General features: G+C 57.9%; 19 protein-coding genes. 2 read left to right on the top strand and 17 right to left on the bottom strand.

Annotated elements, in window-relative coordinates:
- Positions 1 to 122: 122 nt before the first annotated feature.
- The 12 genes from JUF21_RS00880 to JUF21_RS00935 form a co-directional block, all read right to left on the bottom strand.
- The gene (locus JUF21_RS00880; RefSeq protein ID WP_203624466.1) at positions 123 to 1,688 is read right to left on the bottom strand and encodes a HAMP domain-containing histidine kinase; all 1,566 of its coding nucleotides are present in this window, start codon (positions 1,686 to 1,688) and stop codon (positions 123 to 125) included.
- Entirely contained in the window at positions 1,688 to 2,374 is a 687-nt protein-coding gene (locus JUF21_RS00885; protein WP_054664417.1) for a response regulator transcription factor, read from the bottom strand. Before JUF21_RS00885 ends, JUF21_RS00880 begins: the two co-directional genes overlap by 1 nt.
- 299 nt (positions 2,375 to 2,673) lie before the next feature.
- Positions 2,674 to 4,098: an NADP-dependent phosphogluconate dehydrogenase gene (gene gndA / locus JUF21_RS00890; RefSeq protein WP_203662562.1), complete on the bottom strand. Its 1,425-nt coding sequence runs from the start codon at positions 4,096 to 4,098 to the stop codon at positions 2,674 to 2,676.
- Between the two features lie 107 nt (positions 4,099 to 4,205).
- Entirely contained in the window at positions 4,206 to 4,757 is a 552-nt protein-coding gene (locus JUF21_RS00895; protein WP_203624464.1) for a DUF177 domain-containing protein, read from the bottom strand.
- Positions 4,751 to 5,905, bottom strand: coding sequence for a nucleotidyltransferase (locus JUF21_RS00900; RefSeq protein WP_203662564.1), 1,155 nt, complete (start codon positions 5,903 to 5,905; stop codon positions 4,751 to 4,753). The genes JUF21_RS00895 and JUF21_RS00900 overlap by 7 nt, the downstream gene beginning before the upstream one ends.
- A gap of 2 nt (positions 5,906 to 5,907) precedes the next feature.
- The gene (locus JUF21_RS00905; protein WP_203624462.1) at positions 5,908 to 6,645 is read right to left on the bottom strand and encodes a class I SAM-dependent methyltransferase; all 738 of its coding nucleotides are present in this window, start codon (positions 6,643 to 6,645) and stop codon (positions 5,908 to 5,910) included.
- A complete protein-coding gene (gene rsfS, locus JUF21_RS00910; RefSeq protein ID WP_225419351.1) occupies positions 6,642 to 7,004 on the bottom strand; it encodes a ribosome silencing factor in 363 nt (120 codons plus the stop codon). Before rsfS ends, JUF21_RS00905 begins: the two co-directional genes overlap by 4 nt.
- A complete protein-coding gene (gene yqeK, locus JUF21_RS00915; protein WP_203624461.1) occupies positions 7,001 to 7,603 on the bottom strand; it encodes a bis(5'-nucleosyl)-tetraphosphatase (symmetrical) YqeK in 603 nt (200 codons plus the stop codon). The genes rsfS and yqeK overlap by 4 nt, the downstream gene beginning before the upstream one ends.
- The gene (locus tag JUF21_RS00920) at positions 7,596 to 8,246 is read right to left on the bottom strand and encodes a nicotinate-nucleotide adenylyltransferase (protein ID WP_203624460.1); all 651 of its coding nucleotides are present in this window, start codon (positions 8,244 to 8,246) and stop codon (positions 7,596 to 7,598) included. Before JUF21_RS00920 ends, yqeK begins: the two co-directional genes overlap by 8 nt.
- A gap of 4 nt (positions 8,247 to 8,250) precedes the next feature.
- Complete coding sequence (yhbY, locus tag JUF21_RS00925; protein WP_203624459.1) at positions 8,251 to 8,568, bottom strand: ribosome assembly RNA-binding protein YhbY; 318 nt, start codon at positions 8,566 to 8,568, stop codon at positions 8,251 to 8,253.
- Between the two features lie 10 nt (positions 8,569 to 8,578).
- Positions 8,579 to 9,697, bottom strand: a complete 1,119-nt coding sequence (gene yqeH, locus JUF21_RS00930; protein ID WP_203662566.1) for a ribosome biogenesis GTPase YqeH — start codon at positions 9,695 to 9,697, stop codon at positions 8,579 to 8,581.
- Positions 9,684 to 10,214, bottom strand: coding sequence for a YqeG family HAD IIIA-type phosphatase (locus tag JUF21_RS00935; RefSeq protein WP_191988012.1), 531 nt, complete (start codon positions 10,212 to 10,214; stop codon positions 9,684 to 9,686). The genes yqeH and JUF21_RS00935 overlap by 14 nt, the downstream gene beginning before the upstream one ends.
- Positions 10,215 to 10,425: 211 nt before the next feature.
- Here JUF21_RS00935 and JUF21_RS00940 point away from each other — a divergent pair, with 211 nt between their 5' ends.
- Positions 10,426 to 11,055, top strand: a complete 630-nt coding sequence (locus JUF21_RS00940) for an alpha/beta hydrolase (protein WP_203624457.1) — start codon at positions 10,426 to 10,428, stop codon at positions 11,053 to 11,055.
- Complete coding sequence (locus tag JUF21_RS00945; RefSeq protein ID WP_203624456.1) at positions 11,052 to 11,993, top strand: NADP-dependent oxidoreductase; 942 nt, start codon at positions 11,052 to 11,054, stop codon at positions 11,991 to 11,993. Before JUF21_RS00940 ends, JUF21_RS00945 begins: the two co-directional genes overlap by 4 nt.
- Before the next feature lie 85 nt (positions 11,994 to 12,078).
- Here the strand turns inward: JUF21_RS00945 and JUF21_RS00950 are convergent, their stop codons facing one another.
- From JUF21_RS00950 to thrS, 5 genes are all read right to left on the bottom strand, one after another.
- Entirely contained in the window at positions 12,079 to 13,182 is a 1,104-nt protein-coding gene (locus JUF21_RS00950) for an alpha-hydroxy-acid oxidizing protein (RefSeq protein WP_203624455.1), read from the bottom strand.
- 147 nt (positions 13,183 to 13,329) lie between these two features.
- On the bottom strand, positions 13,330 to 13,686 hold the full coding sequence (gene rplT / locus JUF21_RS00955; RefSeq protein ID WP_125755409.1) for a 50S ribosomal protein L20: 357 nt from the start codon (positions 13,684 to 13,686) through the stop codon (positions 13,330 to 13,332).
- A 67-nt stretch (positions 13,687 to 13,753) separates the two neighbouring features.
- On the bottom strand, positions 13,754 to 13,954 hold the full coding sequence (gene rpmI, locus JUF21_RS00960; RefSeq protein ID WP_054665996.1) for a 50S ribosomal protein L35: 201 nt from the start codon (positions 13,952 to 13,954) through the stop codon (positions 13,754 to 13,756).
- Positions 13,955 to 13,991: 37 nt separating this feature from the next.
- Positions 13,992 to 14,522, bottom strand: a complete 531-nt coding sequence (infC, locus tag JUF21_RS00965; RefSeq protein ID WP_203624468.1) for a translation initiation factor IF-3 — start codon at positions 14,520 to 14,522, stop codon at positions 13,992 to 13,994.
- Positions 14,523 to 14,779: 257 nt separating this feature from the next.
- Positions 14,780 to 16,756: a threonine--tRNA ligase gene (gene thrS / locus JUF21_RS00970; RefSeq protein WP_203624454.1), complete on the bottom strand. Its 1,977-nt coding sequence runs from the start codon at positions 16,754 to 16,756 to the stop codon at positions 14,780 to 14,782.
- Positions 16,757 to 16,827 lie beyond the last annotated feature (71 nt).

Here is a 16,827-nt window from a genome sequence, read left to right on the forward strand (position 1 = left end):
GTATACCTGTATTTTTTTGAGATTTCGAGTAGGTGTATTTGGTGTACTCAAAATCAAGTTCTGTTTCATATAAAAAGCCGCCATGACCGAGTCATGACGACAGAATGAAACCGTGATCGCGCTTAAAGTTGACTATGCATATCTGTGCTGGCTGCGTCAGGGGTCCGCGCGGCCTCTTGCGCCTGCAGCCGCTTCGCCTCTTCCGCCGTGATGGTCGGAAGCTGAATGCGGAACACCGAGCCAGAACCCAGCGCCGAATCCACGGAAATGGTCCCATGGTAGTTTTCAATCAGCTGCTGGGCAATGGAAAGTCCTAAGCCGTTGCCGCCTTTTTCGCGGCTGCGGGCCTTGTCGACCCGGTAGAAGCGGTTGAAAACACGCTCGCGGTCTTTCGGGGCAATGCCTTCGCCGAAGTCCTGGACCGCCAAGGCGACCCCATCCGAGTCCAGCGCCGCGGAGACATGAAGTTCCTTGCGCTTGGTGGAGTACTTGACCCCATTGTCCAGCAAGATGATCAGAATCTGCTCCAAGTGGTTGCGGTACATCCGCACGTAAACTGGCCCTTCCAGGTCGTTGTCCAGCGTGATGGCAAAATCGGGATGGATCATGCGCATGTCGTTGACCACCTGCGCAATCACCTCACTGATGTCCGCCGTCGCGTTCGGGAACTGCACATCGACCGAATCCGCGCGGGTCAGCTCCAGCATTTCCTGAATCAGGCTCTTCATGCGCTGCACTTCCTGCAGGCTCGCCGCCAGTGATTCGTTGAGGACTTCGGGATCATCCTTGCCCCAGCGGTTCAGCAGCTGCAAGTGACCCTCAAGCACGGCAACTGGCGTGCGCAGCTCGTGTGAGACGTCCTGGGTGAACTCGCCTTGCTGGTCAATGAAGCGCTGAATGCGATCCAGCATGTCATTGAATTCGTCCACCAGATCAGACAACTCGTCATTGCGGTGCAGCGACGGGATACGGGCGCTGCTTTGAGGCTCCTCGTTGATTTGGTCGATAGTTTTGGTAATCGAGCGAATCGGCTTGAGAAAGCGTGACGCGAGGAAAAAGCCCAGCGCCATGGACACCAGAAGCGCGGCCGCAGCCAGAGCTGCCACCAGCTCCCAAATACGCTGCATCGTCGCATAAAACGCCGTCATGTGGTCGGTGATCTGAACGTAGCCAATCCGCCTGCCGTTTTGGCTGGAGGTGATCGGTGCGCGCGCGATCATCCCCTTAAAGCGACCATTGCTGGCCATTTTAACCACGCTGCTCGACACACGAGAAAGCGGCTCATCGCTGTCCCGTGAGGTGTACAGCTTGTGGCCGTCGCGATCGTAAACTGCCAGCGACATGTCGTCACGCGCGATTTTCTGCACAACCGAGTCGTTGTAGACACTGGTCTGCGGATCGCCGCTGCCACCGCCGGCCGGCGGGGTGATCTGGTTATCAGCTTCAATGCGCGGCAGGACCGTGGTGGTCGTCAAATTCTTTGCGGCTGGGGCCAGTCGCTGTTCGACGGCACTCAGGGTCTCTTTCACCTCACCTTGTTCCTGGCTGATCAGCACCTGACGCATCAAGGCGACCAGGATCAGGGACAGCACAATGAAGGTGGAGAAAATGCCGGCTGCAACAACGGCTGTCCACTTGAACCCAAGGGGCAGCCGCCGTTTTGTTTTTGTTGACTCAGGTTCAGACATTACGACCGCATCACGTAGCCGGTGCCCCGAACCGTCTGAATGTAGCTCGGCTCGCCTGGCCGATCAATCTTGTTGCGAATGTAACGGACATACACGTCGACCACGTTGGTCTCAACGTCTGAGTTGTAGCCCCAGACCTTGGAAAGCAGGACGTCGCGCGCCAGCACCACGTTAATGTTCTCCATCAACGTCAGCAACAGCTCGTATTCGCGCTTGGTCAGCTCGATGATATCATCGCCGCGGCGCACGACTCGATTTTCTTTTTCAATCGTCAAATCGCGGTACGTGATGGTCGTCTGCTTGGCCGCGTTGTGCTCGCCTTCAATGGAGATCCGGCGCAGCAGCGCGCGCAACCGAGCCAGCAGTTCCTCGATGGCAAACGGCTTGACAATGTAATCATCGGCGCCGTGGTCAAGGCCGGAAACGCGGTCAATCACGGAGTCGCGGGCGGTCATCATGATGATCGGGGTATTCTTGACCTGGCGCACGCGCCGGCAGACTTCCAGGCCATTCAGCTCAGGCAGCATCAAGTCCAGCAGGATCGCGTCCCAGTCTTCGTTGAGCGCCGCTTCCAGGCCGGTGCGCCCGTTGAAGTGCACGGCGGTCTCGTACCCTTCGTGCTTCAGTTCCAACTCAACAAAGCGCGCGAGGTTTTTCTCATCTTCAATAATTAAAATCCGGCTCATTATTCTGCTCCTTAATCGATCCGCGCTGACCAAGCAGATTCTCATCTGGCTCGACCAACATCGCCAATTTTCTCATTTCATTTTCTATGCTGTGATTGTAGCATATCGGCACATGAAAAACTATCACATAAGGTTTTAACATTAAGATAAGCCGGAAACCGGTGAATGGCGTGAGCGTTCTCATTGGGCTATACCACGTCTGACAATATTAAATTATAAATATCTAAACCAGCTTTGGTCTATTCCAAAAAGCAAGCCACAAGAAAACCCTGTTGACGATCAACAGGGTTAGGCGAAACTTATTGTTCTGTATACCATGAGTAATGGAAGATGCCCTCGCGGTCGGTCCGCTGGTAGGTGTGCGCGCCAAAGTAATCGCGCTGCGCCTGAATGATGTTGGCTGGCAGGACCTCACTGCGATAGGAATCGTAGTAAGAGATCGCGGCCATGAACCCAGGTACCGGCACGCCGGCCTTAGTGGCAAAGCCAACCAAGTCGCGGACAGATTCCTGATAGTTCTTGGCGATGTCCTTGAAGTAGTCGTCCAAAAGCAGGTTCTTCAGATCAGGCTGCTTGGTGAAGGCATCGGTGATATTTTGCAGGAACTTCGCACGAATGATGCAGCCGGCGCGCCAGATCTGTGCCAGTTCGCCGTACTGCAGATTCCAGTTGTAGTGCTCGGAGGCTACGCGCATCTGCTCGAAGCCCTGCGCATAGCTCATCAGCTTGGAGAAGTACAGCGCCTTGCGGATCAACTCGATGGTCTCCTCGCGGTTTTCAAACTTCACGTTGCCGACCGGCTTTGGCAGGACCTTGCTGGCCGCGACCCGCTCGTCCTTCATCGCACTGATGTAACGCGCGTAAAGGGACTCGGTGATGACACTTTGCGGCACGCCCAGCTCTGCGGCGCTTTGAGAGGACCACTTACCCGTCCCCTTGTTGCCGGCAGCGTCGAGAATCACGTCAACGATCGGCTTGCCGGAGCCCAGATCATCCTTGCGGGTCAAAATGTCCGCGGTGATGTCGATCAGGTAGGAAGACAGCTCGCCTTCGCTCCACTTTTTGAAGACGCCGGCGATTTCATCAACGGACATCCCAAGCATGTTGCGCATGACGTTGTAGGATTCGGCGATCAGTTCCATGTCGCCATACTCGATACCGTTGTGAACCATCTTGACGTAGTGGCCGGCACCGTTTGGCCCAATGTAGGTCACGCAAGGCTTGCCGTCTTCGTCCGCCTTGGCTGCGATTTGCTCGAGAATTGGTGCAACCAGGTCGTAAGCCTCTTTTTGGCCACCTGGCATCAGGGATGGGCCGCGCAAGGCGCCCAGCTCACCGCCGGAAACCCCCATGCCGATGAAGTTGATCCCGGACTTGTCGAGTTCAGCACTGCGGCGCATGGTATCTTCGAAGAAGGTGTTGCCCCCATCGATCAGCACGTCGCCCTTATCAAGCAGCGGCAGCAGCTCGGCGATCACGGCGTCAGTCCCGGCACCGGCCTTGACCATCATGATGATCCGGCGCGGCATTTCCAGGGAATTCACAAAGTCTTCCACGGTGTAGCTGGGCACCAGTTTCTTTTCCGGGTGGTCCTCAACGACTTTCTTCGTTTTCGACCCAGTCCGGTTGTAAATGGCGACCGTGTAGCCGCGACTTTCGATGTTCAGGGCCAGGTTCTTGCCCATCACGGCCATGCCGATGACGCCAATTGTTGGTGTTTCCATGTTTTTACCTCCCAAACGAACGAGTCGCCCCGCCGCTTATTTATATCGCAAATCAATACAGGTTAATACTAGCAAAAATGGCCCGGCAATTAAAGCCGGACCCACGGTTAATGCTTGTCCTCGTCATCCGGGAACAAGCCTTTCAATTTTTCAAAAGCGGGATTGGGCTGCTCGTCCGCTTCCTTGGTTTGGGCGTAATCGTCCTCGCCCATCACGGTCCAGTCTTCGCCCTCAGGCATTTCCCCGGCCTGGGCCTCTTCTGGGGTCAGCACCTGCATCGGAATCGACAGCAAAATGTGATCCTCGATTGCCGCCTGAATGTCGAGCGTGTCACCGTCCAAATCCAGCACCAGCTGGTCTTCCTCGTACTTCTCCTCGTGCGCCGGGTCGGTGACGTAGATCTCGCTAAACGTAAAATTCAGCGGCCAGTCGACCGGCTTCAGGCTGCGCGTGGACGGGATCACCATTGACCCCTGCAGCGTCACCGACGCCAGCAAGTCCCCATCGTCGAAGCTGATGTACCCATCAACCATGATTGGCGTTACATCTTGGATCTCGGGATCGCGGGTGACCAAGTGCTGCTTCAGGTCCAATGTCTCCTGAAAATGCAGCGGCGTTTTACGATATTTGGCCAGCTCACTGAGTGTCCATTTTAGCATGCGTCATTCTCCTTTCGCATCACCGGCACGCAGCCGTAATTCTGGGCGGTGCCGTTCAAGGTCTCGATCAGCTGATCGCAGCGGTGCTGCCACTGCATGAGCCCGCCCGGGGCCAGCATGGCCGCAGACACCTTGGTGATCAGCGGCAGTTCAACGGTTTTTTTGATCTGATGTAGATACTGCCGGCCGGCCTCGGTGAAGCCAAGCACGTGCAGAAAACGGTGCTGCTGCGCGTCGGCCATCACTGCTTTCGTCAAGTTCAGCACCACGTACAGGCACAACCGCCGCATCCGCGCGTAAGTGTAACGCTTGGACTTGATTTGGTGCAGGAACCCGGCAAAATCCTGGGCGCCTGCCAGCTGCTCGGTCAGCCGAAACTCCAGCCCTTCAGACATCGTGTAGATGTCGCGCAGGGCGGTTAGGTCGGCGGTTTGCAGCCGGTAGCGCAGCAGCGGAAACAGGTCATCCCAGCTTTGGTGACGGGAGGCCATCAATCCTGATTGCATCGCCGCCGGCACCAGGTCAGCGACCGATTCACCTTGAACCAGAGCCGCCCTGAGCGCACTGGCGCTGGCACCGGCTTTGAGGCCGGCCTCATCGTGTGCAGCGCCCTGCCGCGCAAACGGCAGCAGGCGCAGCGGCGTGTCAAGCTGCCGATTGGCCTGCGCGTAGCTGAGCCCCAGCAGCAAATTCGGAGCGTCAAGCGACACGCCGGCAGTTTGCTGGTAATACTGATTCAGCTGTGTGGCGTAGGTCTGCGTGTGATCTTGAAACAGGCTGGCCTGCGGCGGGGTCTCGGCGACGCGTGCCACCAGGGCTGCGTAATCCAGCGCCGGTGACTCGGTGCCAAAGGCAAGGGATCGCACCTGCAGCGCCGATAGCAGTGCCAAAGCACCTTGCGCAAACCCGTCAGCCGCCTGCACGGCATCGGTGGTGGGCAGCTCCACGACCAAGTCGGCGCCGCAGGCCAACGCCGCCTTGGCGCGGGCCCACTTGTCAACGACGGCCGGCTCGCCGCGCTGAACAAAGTTACCGGCCAAAAGCGCCACCACCACCTCTGCCCCGCTCAGCCGGCGCGCTTGCTGTAGCGCAAACACATGGCCATTGTGCAGCGGATTAAATTCGGCGATCATGCCAACGGCCTTCATAACTATCCCTTCTTTGCGTGAAAGAACCAGCGCGTACTCTGCAGCCCCACCGCCTGCTTGCCAAAGTCGGCTGTGACCTCAATGTGGTCGAAGCCGGCATTAGTCAGCGCCTGCTTGAAGTCCGCCAGCGGATAGGTCCGCTCCTTGTGCGTTTCAATCATCGGGTGGTAGGCGTCGAGTTTTTCATCGTAGACAAAAAAGGTCAGGTCGTGCTCGACCGAATGCGGCTCGTCGCCTTCGTAGCTGTGCCACATGAACGCGTAATCCTCGGTTTGATAATTGTACATGTACCCCGGGAACACCTCATCCATTTGGTAAAGCGAGTGCGCGTCGAAGAAAAAGTCTCCGCCGACCGAAAGCCTTTCGGCCACCTGGGTGAAAACCGTCTGCACACTGGCCAGGTCCTTCATGTAGCAGATCGAATCATCAAAGCAGGTCACAATGTCGCACTGCGGCAGCGCCGACAGGTCCTGCATGTCGCCTTGAATCAGCGGCAGCGCGACCTTGGCCGCCTCGGCCTTGGCCTCTGCCAAAGCCAGCATTTCACTGGACAAATCAAACACGGCCACGTCAAAGCCGGCCTGCTTGAGCAGCAGCGCCAAGCTCCCTGACCCGCCAGCCAGCTCCAGGAGCAGCTGGCCCTGCGGCTGCACGCGCTTCAGCACGTAATCGCGCCACTGCAAATACAGCGAATCATCCATCAGGGTGTCGTAGACTTCGGCAAAGGTCGAATAAATCATGCCTTGACCCAGTCCTTCAAATCAACAATCGGCGCCTCGTTCCACAACTTTTCCAGGTTGTAAAAGGCGCGCTCTTCCGGAGTGAAGATGTCCACGACCACGTCGCCGAAGTCCATCAGGATCCACTTGGAATCCTTGTTGCCTTCGATGCGCGGCTCCGGGCCGCCAGCGGCCTTGACCTTTTCCTCAACGGCGTCGACGATTGCCTGCACCTGGCGCGTGGTGCCGCCGCTAGCAATCAGAAAATAGTCGGCCAAGAGTGAAACTTCGGTCATGTCCAGCGCCACGATATCCTCGGCGCGCTTATCATCAGCCGCACGAACGGCGGTTTCTAGCAATGCTTTCGAGTCCAGAACTATCCCTCCTTAGGAATAAATGCGTTGTAAGTCAGTAATGTTTTCGGATAAACGATCTTGTCTTCTGCAATCAGGTACTGCAGGGTGTTTTTCAGCTCAATGTAGCTGGCCTGACGCATGTCGGTTTGCGCCGCCTTGCGCGCGGCCACTTCAGCATCCAGCGTCCGGGCCGGCTCAATGAAGTCGGCGACAAAGATGATCTGGTCGAGCAGCGTCATCTCAGGGTCGCCGGTGGTGTGCCGCTCAATGGCCTGAAGCACCAGCTTGTCGGTCAGCCCGACCTCGGTTTGAATAAACCAGGTGCCAACCAGCCCGTGCCACACGCCGCGGCCGTAATTCAAGAGGTCCGGGTCAAACCCGTCTTCCATAATCACGCGCTTGTAGTCGGCTACAGGGATTTGCTTGGCGTAGTCGTGAAACAACCCGGCCAAACCAGCCCGGTCCACGTCGGCGCCAAAGCGCTCGGCCAGCGTCCGCGCCGTTTCCTCGACGCGCAGGCAGTGCTGAAAGCGGGCGTCGTCGAGCCGATTCTGCAGATGGTTCAGCAGCTCGGCGCGGTTCAGGTCATGCGTTAAGCTGGCCGGGTATTCATAGTCACTCACGGTACAAGCCCTCTTTCTCAATGTAAGCGCGGACGCAATCCGGGACCAGGTAGCGAATACTCTGACCGGTTTGCACCCGCGTGCGGATCTCGCTGGACGACACGTCGATCAGCGGCGCGTCGACCCAGGTGATGGGATACGGCGATGCCGGGGTGAAGCCGCGCCGCTTGACGCCGACAAAATGCACCAGCTTGACCAGCTGGTCGACCTCTCGCCACTTCGGCAGGTACGCCACCATGTCTGCCCCAATGATGAAATAGTAATCGGTGTCGGGGTGGGCTTTTTTCAGCGCGCGCATGGTGTCGATGGTGTAGCTGACGCCGCCGCGCTTGACCTCCGAAAGCTCCAGGTCAAACAGCGGGTTGTCGTGGATCGCGGCCTGCAACATGGTCACCCGCTGGCCGACGTCAATGGCGTCCTTGTGGTCGACATGTGGCGGCTGGTTATCCGGCATGAAAAGGACTTTTTGCAGACCGAGCGTCGTGCCGACTGCCTCGGCCATGATCAAATGGCCGATGTGAACCGGGTTGAACGTGCCGCCAAGGATCCCGATCTGCTTGCGCCGCGGGCCGAGAATCTGCTCGGACACTTCCTCGGTGATCACTGGCTGCGTCAAAGTCGTTGTCTTGCTTGTGATCCCCATGCGCTTACTTCCCCAGTTTGGCCACTTCGACCGACAGCTTGCGGTGCGCCTCTTGCGTCGACCGCCGGTAAAGCAGGACGGTGCGGCCCATGGTCTGAGCGACCTGGGCGCCGCTGATCGTCCGACTCAGAAAAGCCCCGACTTCATCGGGCGTCTCCTCGGCGGTGGGCAGCAGCGAGACCTTGACCAGCTCGCGCGCCTCCAAGGCCTTGGCGACGCTGTCGACGAATTGGTCGGACAGCCCGTTTTTGCCCAGCGTGGCGATGGGCCGCAGCCGGTTGGCCCGGCCGCGCAAAAAGCGTTTCTGTTTTCCAGTAAGCATGTGTATTCTCCTAAATTAAAGCCTTCCGCAACAACACATCGACCCCGTCTGGCGCCCAGCCGGCGACCGTGACGCCTGCCGGCACGACGACCCAGCCGAGCCCGGCAATCACCAGGTCCGACTCCTCCTTGGGGGTGAACTCAAAGCGCACCAGCTTGGGAAAATCAGCCAAATCTTCCGCGCGCGGCGGACTCAGCAAGTCCCCGCGATGCTTGTCGTAAAAAGCATCCGCGTTTTCCAGTTTAGTGCGGTGCAGCAGCAGCTGGTTGTCGGCGTAAATCGTGAAGCCGGCTTTCGGGCCGCGCAGGTAATCAAACCTAGCCAGCCCGGCGAAAAAGACGGTTTGGCCAGGGTTCAGCTGATAGACGGTTGGCCGGATCGGCTTGCTTGGTGACACCAGCTTCAGGTCTTTGGGGTTCAGGAAGTGCGCCATCTGCCGGCGGTGAATAATCCCTGGCGTGTCGATCAAAAAGTGGCCGTCGTCCAGCGGAATCTGAATCCGGTCCAGCGTGGTCCCGGGAAAGCGCGAGGTGGTGATCAGGTCGGCCATGCCGTTTTCATCTTTAATGATGCGATTGATCAGCGTGGACTTCCCGGTGTTGGTCACCCCGACCACGTACACGTCGCGGTGCGCGCGGTACTGCTCGATCAAATCCAGCAGTGCGTCCAAGTTGTGGCCCTTTTTGGCCGAGGTCAGCACTGTCGCCACCGGCCGCAGTCCCTGGGCGTGGGCCGCCTGGGTCAGCCAGTTCGTCACCTTCCGCGGGTTGATCGACTTGGGCAGCACGTCCGCCTTGTTGCCGACCAGAATCACCGGATTGTCGCCGACGAAGCGGTGCAGCCCCGAGATCACGCTGCCGTTAAAGTCAAAAATATCCACCACGTTAACAATCAGCGCGTCGCTTTCACCCAGGGCGTTCAGCAGGCGCAAAAAATCGTCGTCGGTCAGTTCAACCGGCGCGACTTCATTGTAGTGACGCAGCCGAAAACAACGCTGGCAGTAAACTTCTTCGCCTGCGCGGGCCTTGTCAAGTGAGCTTGCCGGCAGAAAGCCTGCCGCTTTGGGGTCCGTGCTTTGCAAGCGGGCCCCGCAGCCGATACAATACAGCGGCTCATCAGTGTTTGTCATTCAATTCCTCCGTAAAATTAAGCTGATTATTTTTCTTCATGCGATGCAGGACGAAGCCTTCGAAAAAGCGGTTGATCCGCGTGTTCCAGGCGTCGGTTTCCACCAGCGGCTGCACTAGCACCGTCCTCACTTTGGCGGCGTTACCCGCTGCCATGTCGGTCATGAGCTGGTCGCCCACCATGACTACGGCGCGCTTTTCGAGCCCCAACTGGCGCACCGCGCGGTTGATGCCCAGCGGCAGCGGCTTCATGGCTCTGGCCACAAAAGGTAGATCCAGCTTGGCCAGCGCGCGGCCGATTCGCGCCCGGTTATTGTTGGACACCACCATCACGGTGATCCCAGCCTGCTTCATTTCCTGCAGCCAATCGTGCAGCTGCTTGGTACCGTCCGGGTTATTCCAGGCGATCAGCGTATTGTCAAGATCAGTCAGCACCGCCGAGATGCCTTGCCGTTTCAGTTGCGCCGGCGTTAAATTGTAGATGGCCTTCACCAGCCAAGTCGGTTCGAACACTGCCACAAGCGGCCTCCTCTGTAATCTAGTTCTTTTCATTATAACACGCAGAAAGAGCCGGTACCGCAAGCGCGCAAACTTGACCGAAGCCCCAAGAATTATTCACGCTTTGACGCGCAAAGTCAAGGCTAATTCGTCGCTTTTGCCCCGGCAAAGTCGTAGGCTAGCTTTGAAGCAGCCGCAATTTGCCTGCTGGCACCTAGATCTGGAGGAGAACATGACACTGCATTATCAATTTATCGATGGGGACCGCACCTTGTCGCCGCTGCTCTTGCTGCACGGCAACGGCGGCACGGAGCGCGACCTGCTGCCGATTGGCCAATTCATCGCGCCAGACGCCCCACGGCTGGCCATTCGCGGCCGTGAGATTGAGCAAGGCGAAACCCGCTACTTCCGGCACTTGCCGGATGGCACGATCGACTTCGCCAACCTGGACACTGAAACAACCTGGCTACTGAACACGGCCGCCGCTTTAACCCGCAAGTATCAGCTCTTTGCTTCGCGGATGATCGTCGCCGGTTACTCCAATGGCGGCAACCTCGCCATCCGGGCCATGATGAGCCGGCCGTTGCCGTACCGTACCGTCTTGCTGTTTCATGCCAAACCGCTCGGGCCGCTGGACCATCCGAAGCTCTCGCCCCGGACCTTGGTCTGGGCATCGTATGGCACTCATGACCCCATTGTCTCCCAAGCAGAATTTGCGACGCTTCAGGCGCAGATTCAAACTGCAGGCGGTGAGCTGACCACTTTTTCCCATGACGAGCAGCACAATCTCAACCTGTCCGAACTGCAAGCCGCCAAGCGCTGGCTGGCACAGTCCGGGCGACTCAAGGAGGAATCGCTTTGATTCGGTTTGGTTTTGATCATTACGGCGAGCCGGCGGTTTTTACCGCTATCCAGGCGCCTGTGCCGGAGCCGAAACCTGGCCAGGTGCAGATCCAGGTCCTGGGCTTTGGCCTCAATCCCTACGACGTTTCCCTGCGCCGCGGCGAGCAGGCGGCCTATCGCAAGCTGAAGTGGCCAATCGTTCCCGGCACCGACGTGGTAGGCCGCGTGAGCGCGGTCGGCGCCGGCGTGGCTGACTTTACCGTCAACGATATCGTGATCAATTACCGGCCCATCGGCGGCTACAGCGAATTTGTGGTCGCAAGCGTCGGCAAGGTCATGAAAAAGCCTGCGGGGCTCAGTCTCGCCGAGGCAGCGGGCCTGCCACAGGTCAGCATCGCCGCGGCGACCGTTCTGCAGACGCTCGCCTTGGCTCCCGGCCAAATGCTGGCGGTCGAAGGCGCCAGCGGCGGGGTGGGCGCCATGGTGGTGCAGCTGGCCAAGGCGCAGCACCTGCACGTGATTGCCACCGCCAGCGCGCGCAATGCCGAGTACCTCAAGCAGCTGGGGGCTGACGCCATTGGGGCGTACGACATCGAAGACGTGGCCGAAAAGTTTGCGAACCAGGCCGACGCAACCGTCAATGCAATCAGCGGCGGCTTTGACCACGGCGCAGGCGCATTGATCACCCGCCCGGGCGGCACCCTGCTGACCACTGCCTACGCCAAGCCGGCAACCGGCGGCAAGTGCCTCGACCTGGTGCAGCTCGGCGATGGGCCGCAAGAAAAGCCTGAAACAGTCTTCCCACAACTTGCGGCCCTGGCGGAAGCCGGCGGTCTTTCGGTGCGCATTGCTAAGCAGCTGCCGTTTTCCCTGGCCGGCGTGCAGGAAGGCCACCGACTGCTTGAAAGCCACCACCCGGCGGGCAAACTCGTCGTCATGAAGAATCCTGCAGAATAACAAAACCCTCACGGCGTCGCAGTCGCAAGGGTCCCTTATGGCCAGCACATCCGCTGGCCTATTTTGATGGCAAAAATGACTTGACTCAATCGGCGTAGCGGTTGTCAATCAACTGCGTGCGTTTGATTTCGCCGATGTCGTGCGTGCCAGTCAGCTGCATCGCAATCAGCAGCTCGTTTTCAAGCTCCTCGAACACCGCCTCAACGCCTTGGCTGCCGCCAAGCGCCAGGCCGTAAATCACCGGCCGGCCGATGGCGACCAAGTCGGCGCCGGACGCCAGCGCCTTGAACACATGCATCCCGCGGCGCACTCCAGAGTCAAAGACGATTGGGACGCGGTGAGCCACCTGTTTGGCCACCACTTGCAGCGCATCGAACGACGCCACGCCGCCGTCCAGCTGCCGGCCGCCGTGGTTAGAGACCCAAATACCGTCGGCGCCGGCGCGGATCGCGACTTCGGCATCGGCTGCGGTTTGCACCCCTTTAACGTAGACGGGTAGCCCGGAGTAATCCTTAATGAACGCAATGTCTTGCGGCGAAAGGGCCTGCTTGGCCGATTTGTAAACGGCGTCCATTGTCCGGTCCTGGCCGTCTTCGTAAGGCACGATTGGCAGGCCGACTGGGAACGTGAAGTGGTTGCGCTTGTCCGCCTCGCGGTAGCCGCCAACGGTCGCATCCGCGGTCAGCACGATCACCTCGGCCCCATTTTGCTTGGCCACATCGAGCATCTGCTTCGTCGCCTTGTCGTCTTTGCTTTGGTACAGCTGGAACCACTGCGGCTGACCGTTACGCACTGCGGCCTGCGCCTCGTACGTCTCACTGGCAAACGACGAAATCGTAAAAATAGTCCCGTGCTTGGCCACGCCCCGGGCAGTGGCGACCTCCCCTTGGGTGTTGGCCAGTTTGTGGGCGGCCACCGGCGCCATGATCAGCGGGCTGGTCAGGCGATGGCCCATGAAGTCGACGTGCATGTCGGCGGGAAACGAAATGTCCTGCAGCACGCGCGGCGCCACCAGTTTGTGGTTGAACGCCTTAATATTCTCCCGGATGGTGTAAAGGTCCTGGGCCCCGCTTGAGATGTAGCCATACGCGCCCTGGGGGATCACTTCTTTTGCCGCCTCCTCCAGGTCAAACACGTTGATCACGTCGAGGGGTTGTTCTGCACTGCTTGTCACAAATGGCTCTGCCATGTTGCTCACCTCTGGATTAGATTATGAATTGCACGATTTGATTTGTCACAATCGTTCATTCGTTATTTAGTCTAGCACCATTAGTAAACGCTTTCAATCACTGGCACAAAAAAATCGGTCCGGGTGCGGACCGATTGATTATGGATGTTATGCCAAAGCCTTCTTGGCGGTTGCTGCCAAGGCAGCGAAGCCGTCAGGATCGGAAACGGCGATGTCCGCAAGCATCTTGCGGTTCATGTCGACCTTTGCAACCTTCAAGCCGTGCATCAGCTTGCTGTAGGAAATGTCGTTGATCCGCGCCGCAGCGTTGATCCGGGCAATCCACAGGGAGCGATAGTTGCGCTTGGTTGCGCGGCGGTCGCGGAAAGCGTACCGGTACGAAACCATGACCTGCGCACTTGCTGCCTTGAACAGCAGGTGCTTTGACCCACGGTAGCCCTTGGCGAGCTTCAGGATCTTTTTACGACGCTTACGAGTAACTGTTCCACCTTTTACACGTGCCATGTTAATTCCTCCTCAAAAATCAAGCGAAAACGATAAGTGCAAGGACCGCATGCGGCCGCAAGCACAATTACTTCATCTGACTCATCATCTGGCGGATCCGCTTCATATCTGAGTGGGATACCAAACCTGACTTGCGCAGCTGACGACGCTGCTTCTTAGTCTTACCGTGGAACCGGTGACTGGTGTACGCGTGGCCCCGCTTCAAAGCGCCACTAGCAGTTTTCTTGAAGCGCTTAGCAGAAGCGCGGTGTGTCTTGAATTTTGGCATGACGATTTTCCTCCTAATACGTATGTTGAAGAATCAATTACTGATTCTTCTGATCTGGCTTTGGGGTGAGCATCAGGAACATGAAGCGGCCGTCCATCTTGGGACGAACCTCCACGTTCGCGACGTCTTTCAACGCTTCGGCCATTTGTTCCAGGACTTTTCGACCCAAGTCCTTATGGGTGATTGCCCGCCCTCGGAACCGCACAGAAACCTTGACCTTGTCCCCTTTTTCCAGGAACTTCTGCGCGTTCTTCAGACGAGTGTTGAAATCAGCTTCGCCGATCGTCGGGCTCAACCGAATTTCTTTGATGCTGATGGTTTTTTGCTTCTTGCGTGCTTCGCGCTGCTTCTTCTGCAGCTCGAACCGGAACTTGCCGAAATCCATGATGCGGGCAACTGGCGGCTTGGCAGTCGGCGAAACCAGAACTAGGTCCAGGTTTGCCGTCGATGCAAGTTCCATCGCCTCGCTCGTGCTCTTGACGCCAAGTTGTTCACCATGTTGGTCGATCAAGCGGACTTCGCGGGCGCGGATCCCATCGTTGACCATCATATCTCGTGCTATGGCAATTCACCTCCGAATTAATTTCGAGAAAAGCAAAAAACGGCGAGCGCAGTGTGCGCCCGCCGTCGATTATCTACCGATCATTTACCTAGAGGCCAGTGGCGTGGGTGAGAAGCGGGAACTTCTGCTTTTTCTCAACTTTCTAATCATACACGCCCGCACCCGGCGCGTCAAGCTTTTCAACAGGGGGCCGGGTCCAAATTTTCAACAGGGGGCCGGGTCCAAAAGAAAAGGGCACGCCCCTTTTTCCCCAAACGCTTCAGTTACTTGTCAAGGTTAGCCTGGCCTTCGCCGCGCTTGTGCTTCCCGTCGCGACTGTAGTTCTTGATCTCGGCTTCGACCGATTCAATGAACAAGTTGGCCGGCATCTCCTCGCCGTCGGACTCACCATAGCGGCGAACCGACACGGCGGCAGCGTTAACTTCCTTGTCCCCGACCACGACCGTGTAAGGAATCTTCTGGGTCTGAGCTTCACGAATCTTGTAGCCCATCTGCTCGTTGCGGCTGTCCAGGTCGACGCGCAGGCCGGCCTTGACCATCTTATCCTTCAGCAGCTTGGCGTACTCGAGGTGCTGATCCAGCGAAACTGGGATCAGTTCGACCTGGGTTGGGGCCAACCAGGTTGGGAACGCCCCTTTGTAGATTTCCGTCAGGTAGGCAATGAATCGCTCCATCGTGCCGACAATGCCGCGGTGGATCATGACTGGGCGGTGGTTTTCACCATCGGCGCCGACGTAGCTCAGGTCAAAGCGCTCTGGGAGCATGAAGTCCAGCTGAATGGTCGACATGGTTTCCTCGTTGCCCAGGGCCGTCTTGGTCTGGATGTCGAGCTTCGGGCCGTAGAAGGCGGCTTCGCCTTCAGCCTCGTAGTAGTCAAGGCCCAGGTCGTCCATGGCGCCCTTCAGCATGCTCTGGCTGCGGGTCCACATTTCGTTATCATCGAAGTACTTCTCGGTGTTCTTAGGATCGCGGTACGACAGCCGGAAGGTGTAATCGGAGATGTTGAAGTCTTCGTAAACGGCCATGATCAGCTTCAGGATCTTCTTGAACTCGTCTTGGACCTGATCCAAAGCGACAAAGGTGTGGCCATCGTTCAGGGTCATTTCCCGGACCCGCTGAAGGCCAGACAATGCCCCGGACTTTTCGTAGCGGTGCATCATGCCCAGTTCGGCGATGCGCAACGGCAGCTCACGGTATGAGCGAATGTGGTGCTTGAAAATCTGGATGTGGCTCGGGCAGTTCATTGGCCGCAGCTCCAGCATTTCGCCGTCGCCCATGTCCATCGGTGGGAACATGTCATCGCGGTAGTGATCCCAGTGGCCGGAGGTCTTATACGCATCCACGTTCATCAAAACTGGGGTGTAGACGTGTTCGTAACCATCGGCGATTTCCTTGTCGATGATGTAGCGCTCGATGATGCGGCGAATAGTGGCGCCTTTTGGCATCCAGTACGGCAGGCCGGCACCGACCTTAGGATCCACGAAGAACAGATCCAGGTCGCGGCCAATCACGCGGTGGTCGCGCTCCTTGGCTTCCTGACGGCGCTTGCCGTCTGCTTCCAGGTCGGCTTCCTTGTAGTAGGCCGTCGCGTAGATCCGCTGCAGCATCGGGTTGGACGACTTGCCCTGCCAGTACGCCCCAGCAACCGACAGCAGCTTGAAGTGCTTGAGGTCCTTCAGGTTGGGCAGCAGCACGCTTTCCTCAAAGTCGCAGAAGTCGCCGAGCTTGAAGCCGTTGACTTCATCGCCCTTGATGGCATCGATCAGCTGCACCTTGTACGGTTCGTCGGCAAAGGCCTTTTTCGCGTCGGCCTTGCTCATGCTGATTTTTTCAATTGGCGCATTGGCCTTGATGATTTCCTTCATCTTCGCGTCGATCGCCGGCAGCTGGTCGACGGTCAGCTGGCCGTCTTCACGGTCGGTATCGTAGTAGAAGCCGTCATCTGCGGCCTCGCCTTCGCCCAAGCGCACTTCTGGGTGCAGTGCCTTGATGGCCGCAGCCAGCACAAACGCACCAGTCTGGCGCAGCACGTTAAGCCCTTCAGCGGAGTCCTTGGTGATGATTTCCAGGCTGCCATCAGCCTTCAGCGCATCGTTCAGCCCAATCAGCTGATCGTTGTACTTGCCGGCTACGGCCTTTTTGGCTAGGCTGTTGGCAATGCTTTTAGCAACGTCCAGCGTCGAAACGCCGGCGTCAAATTCTTTGATGCTGTTATCTGGTAACGTGATCTTGATTGACATAGCCATTCTCCTTTTGTGACGAAAAACAAAAAAATCGCCTCGAGTGTCAATTGACACTCGGGACGATTTTG

Origin of the sequence: Lacticaseibacillus sp. 53-4, assembly GCF_016861805.1 — a bacterium.
Lineage (GTDB): Bacteria > Bacillota > Bacilli > Lactobacillales > Lactobacillaceae > Lacticaseibacillus.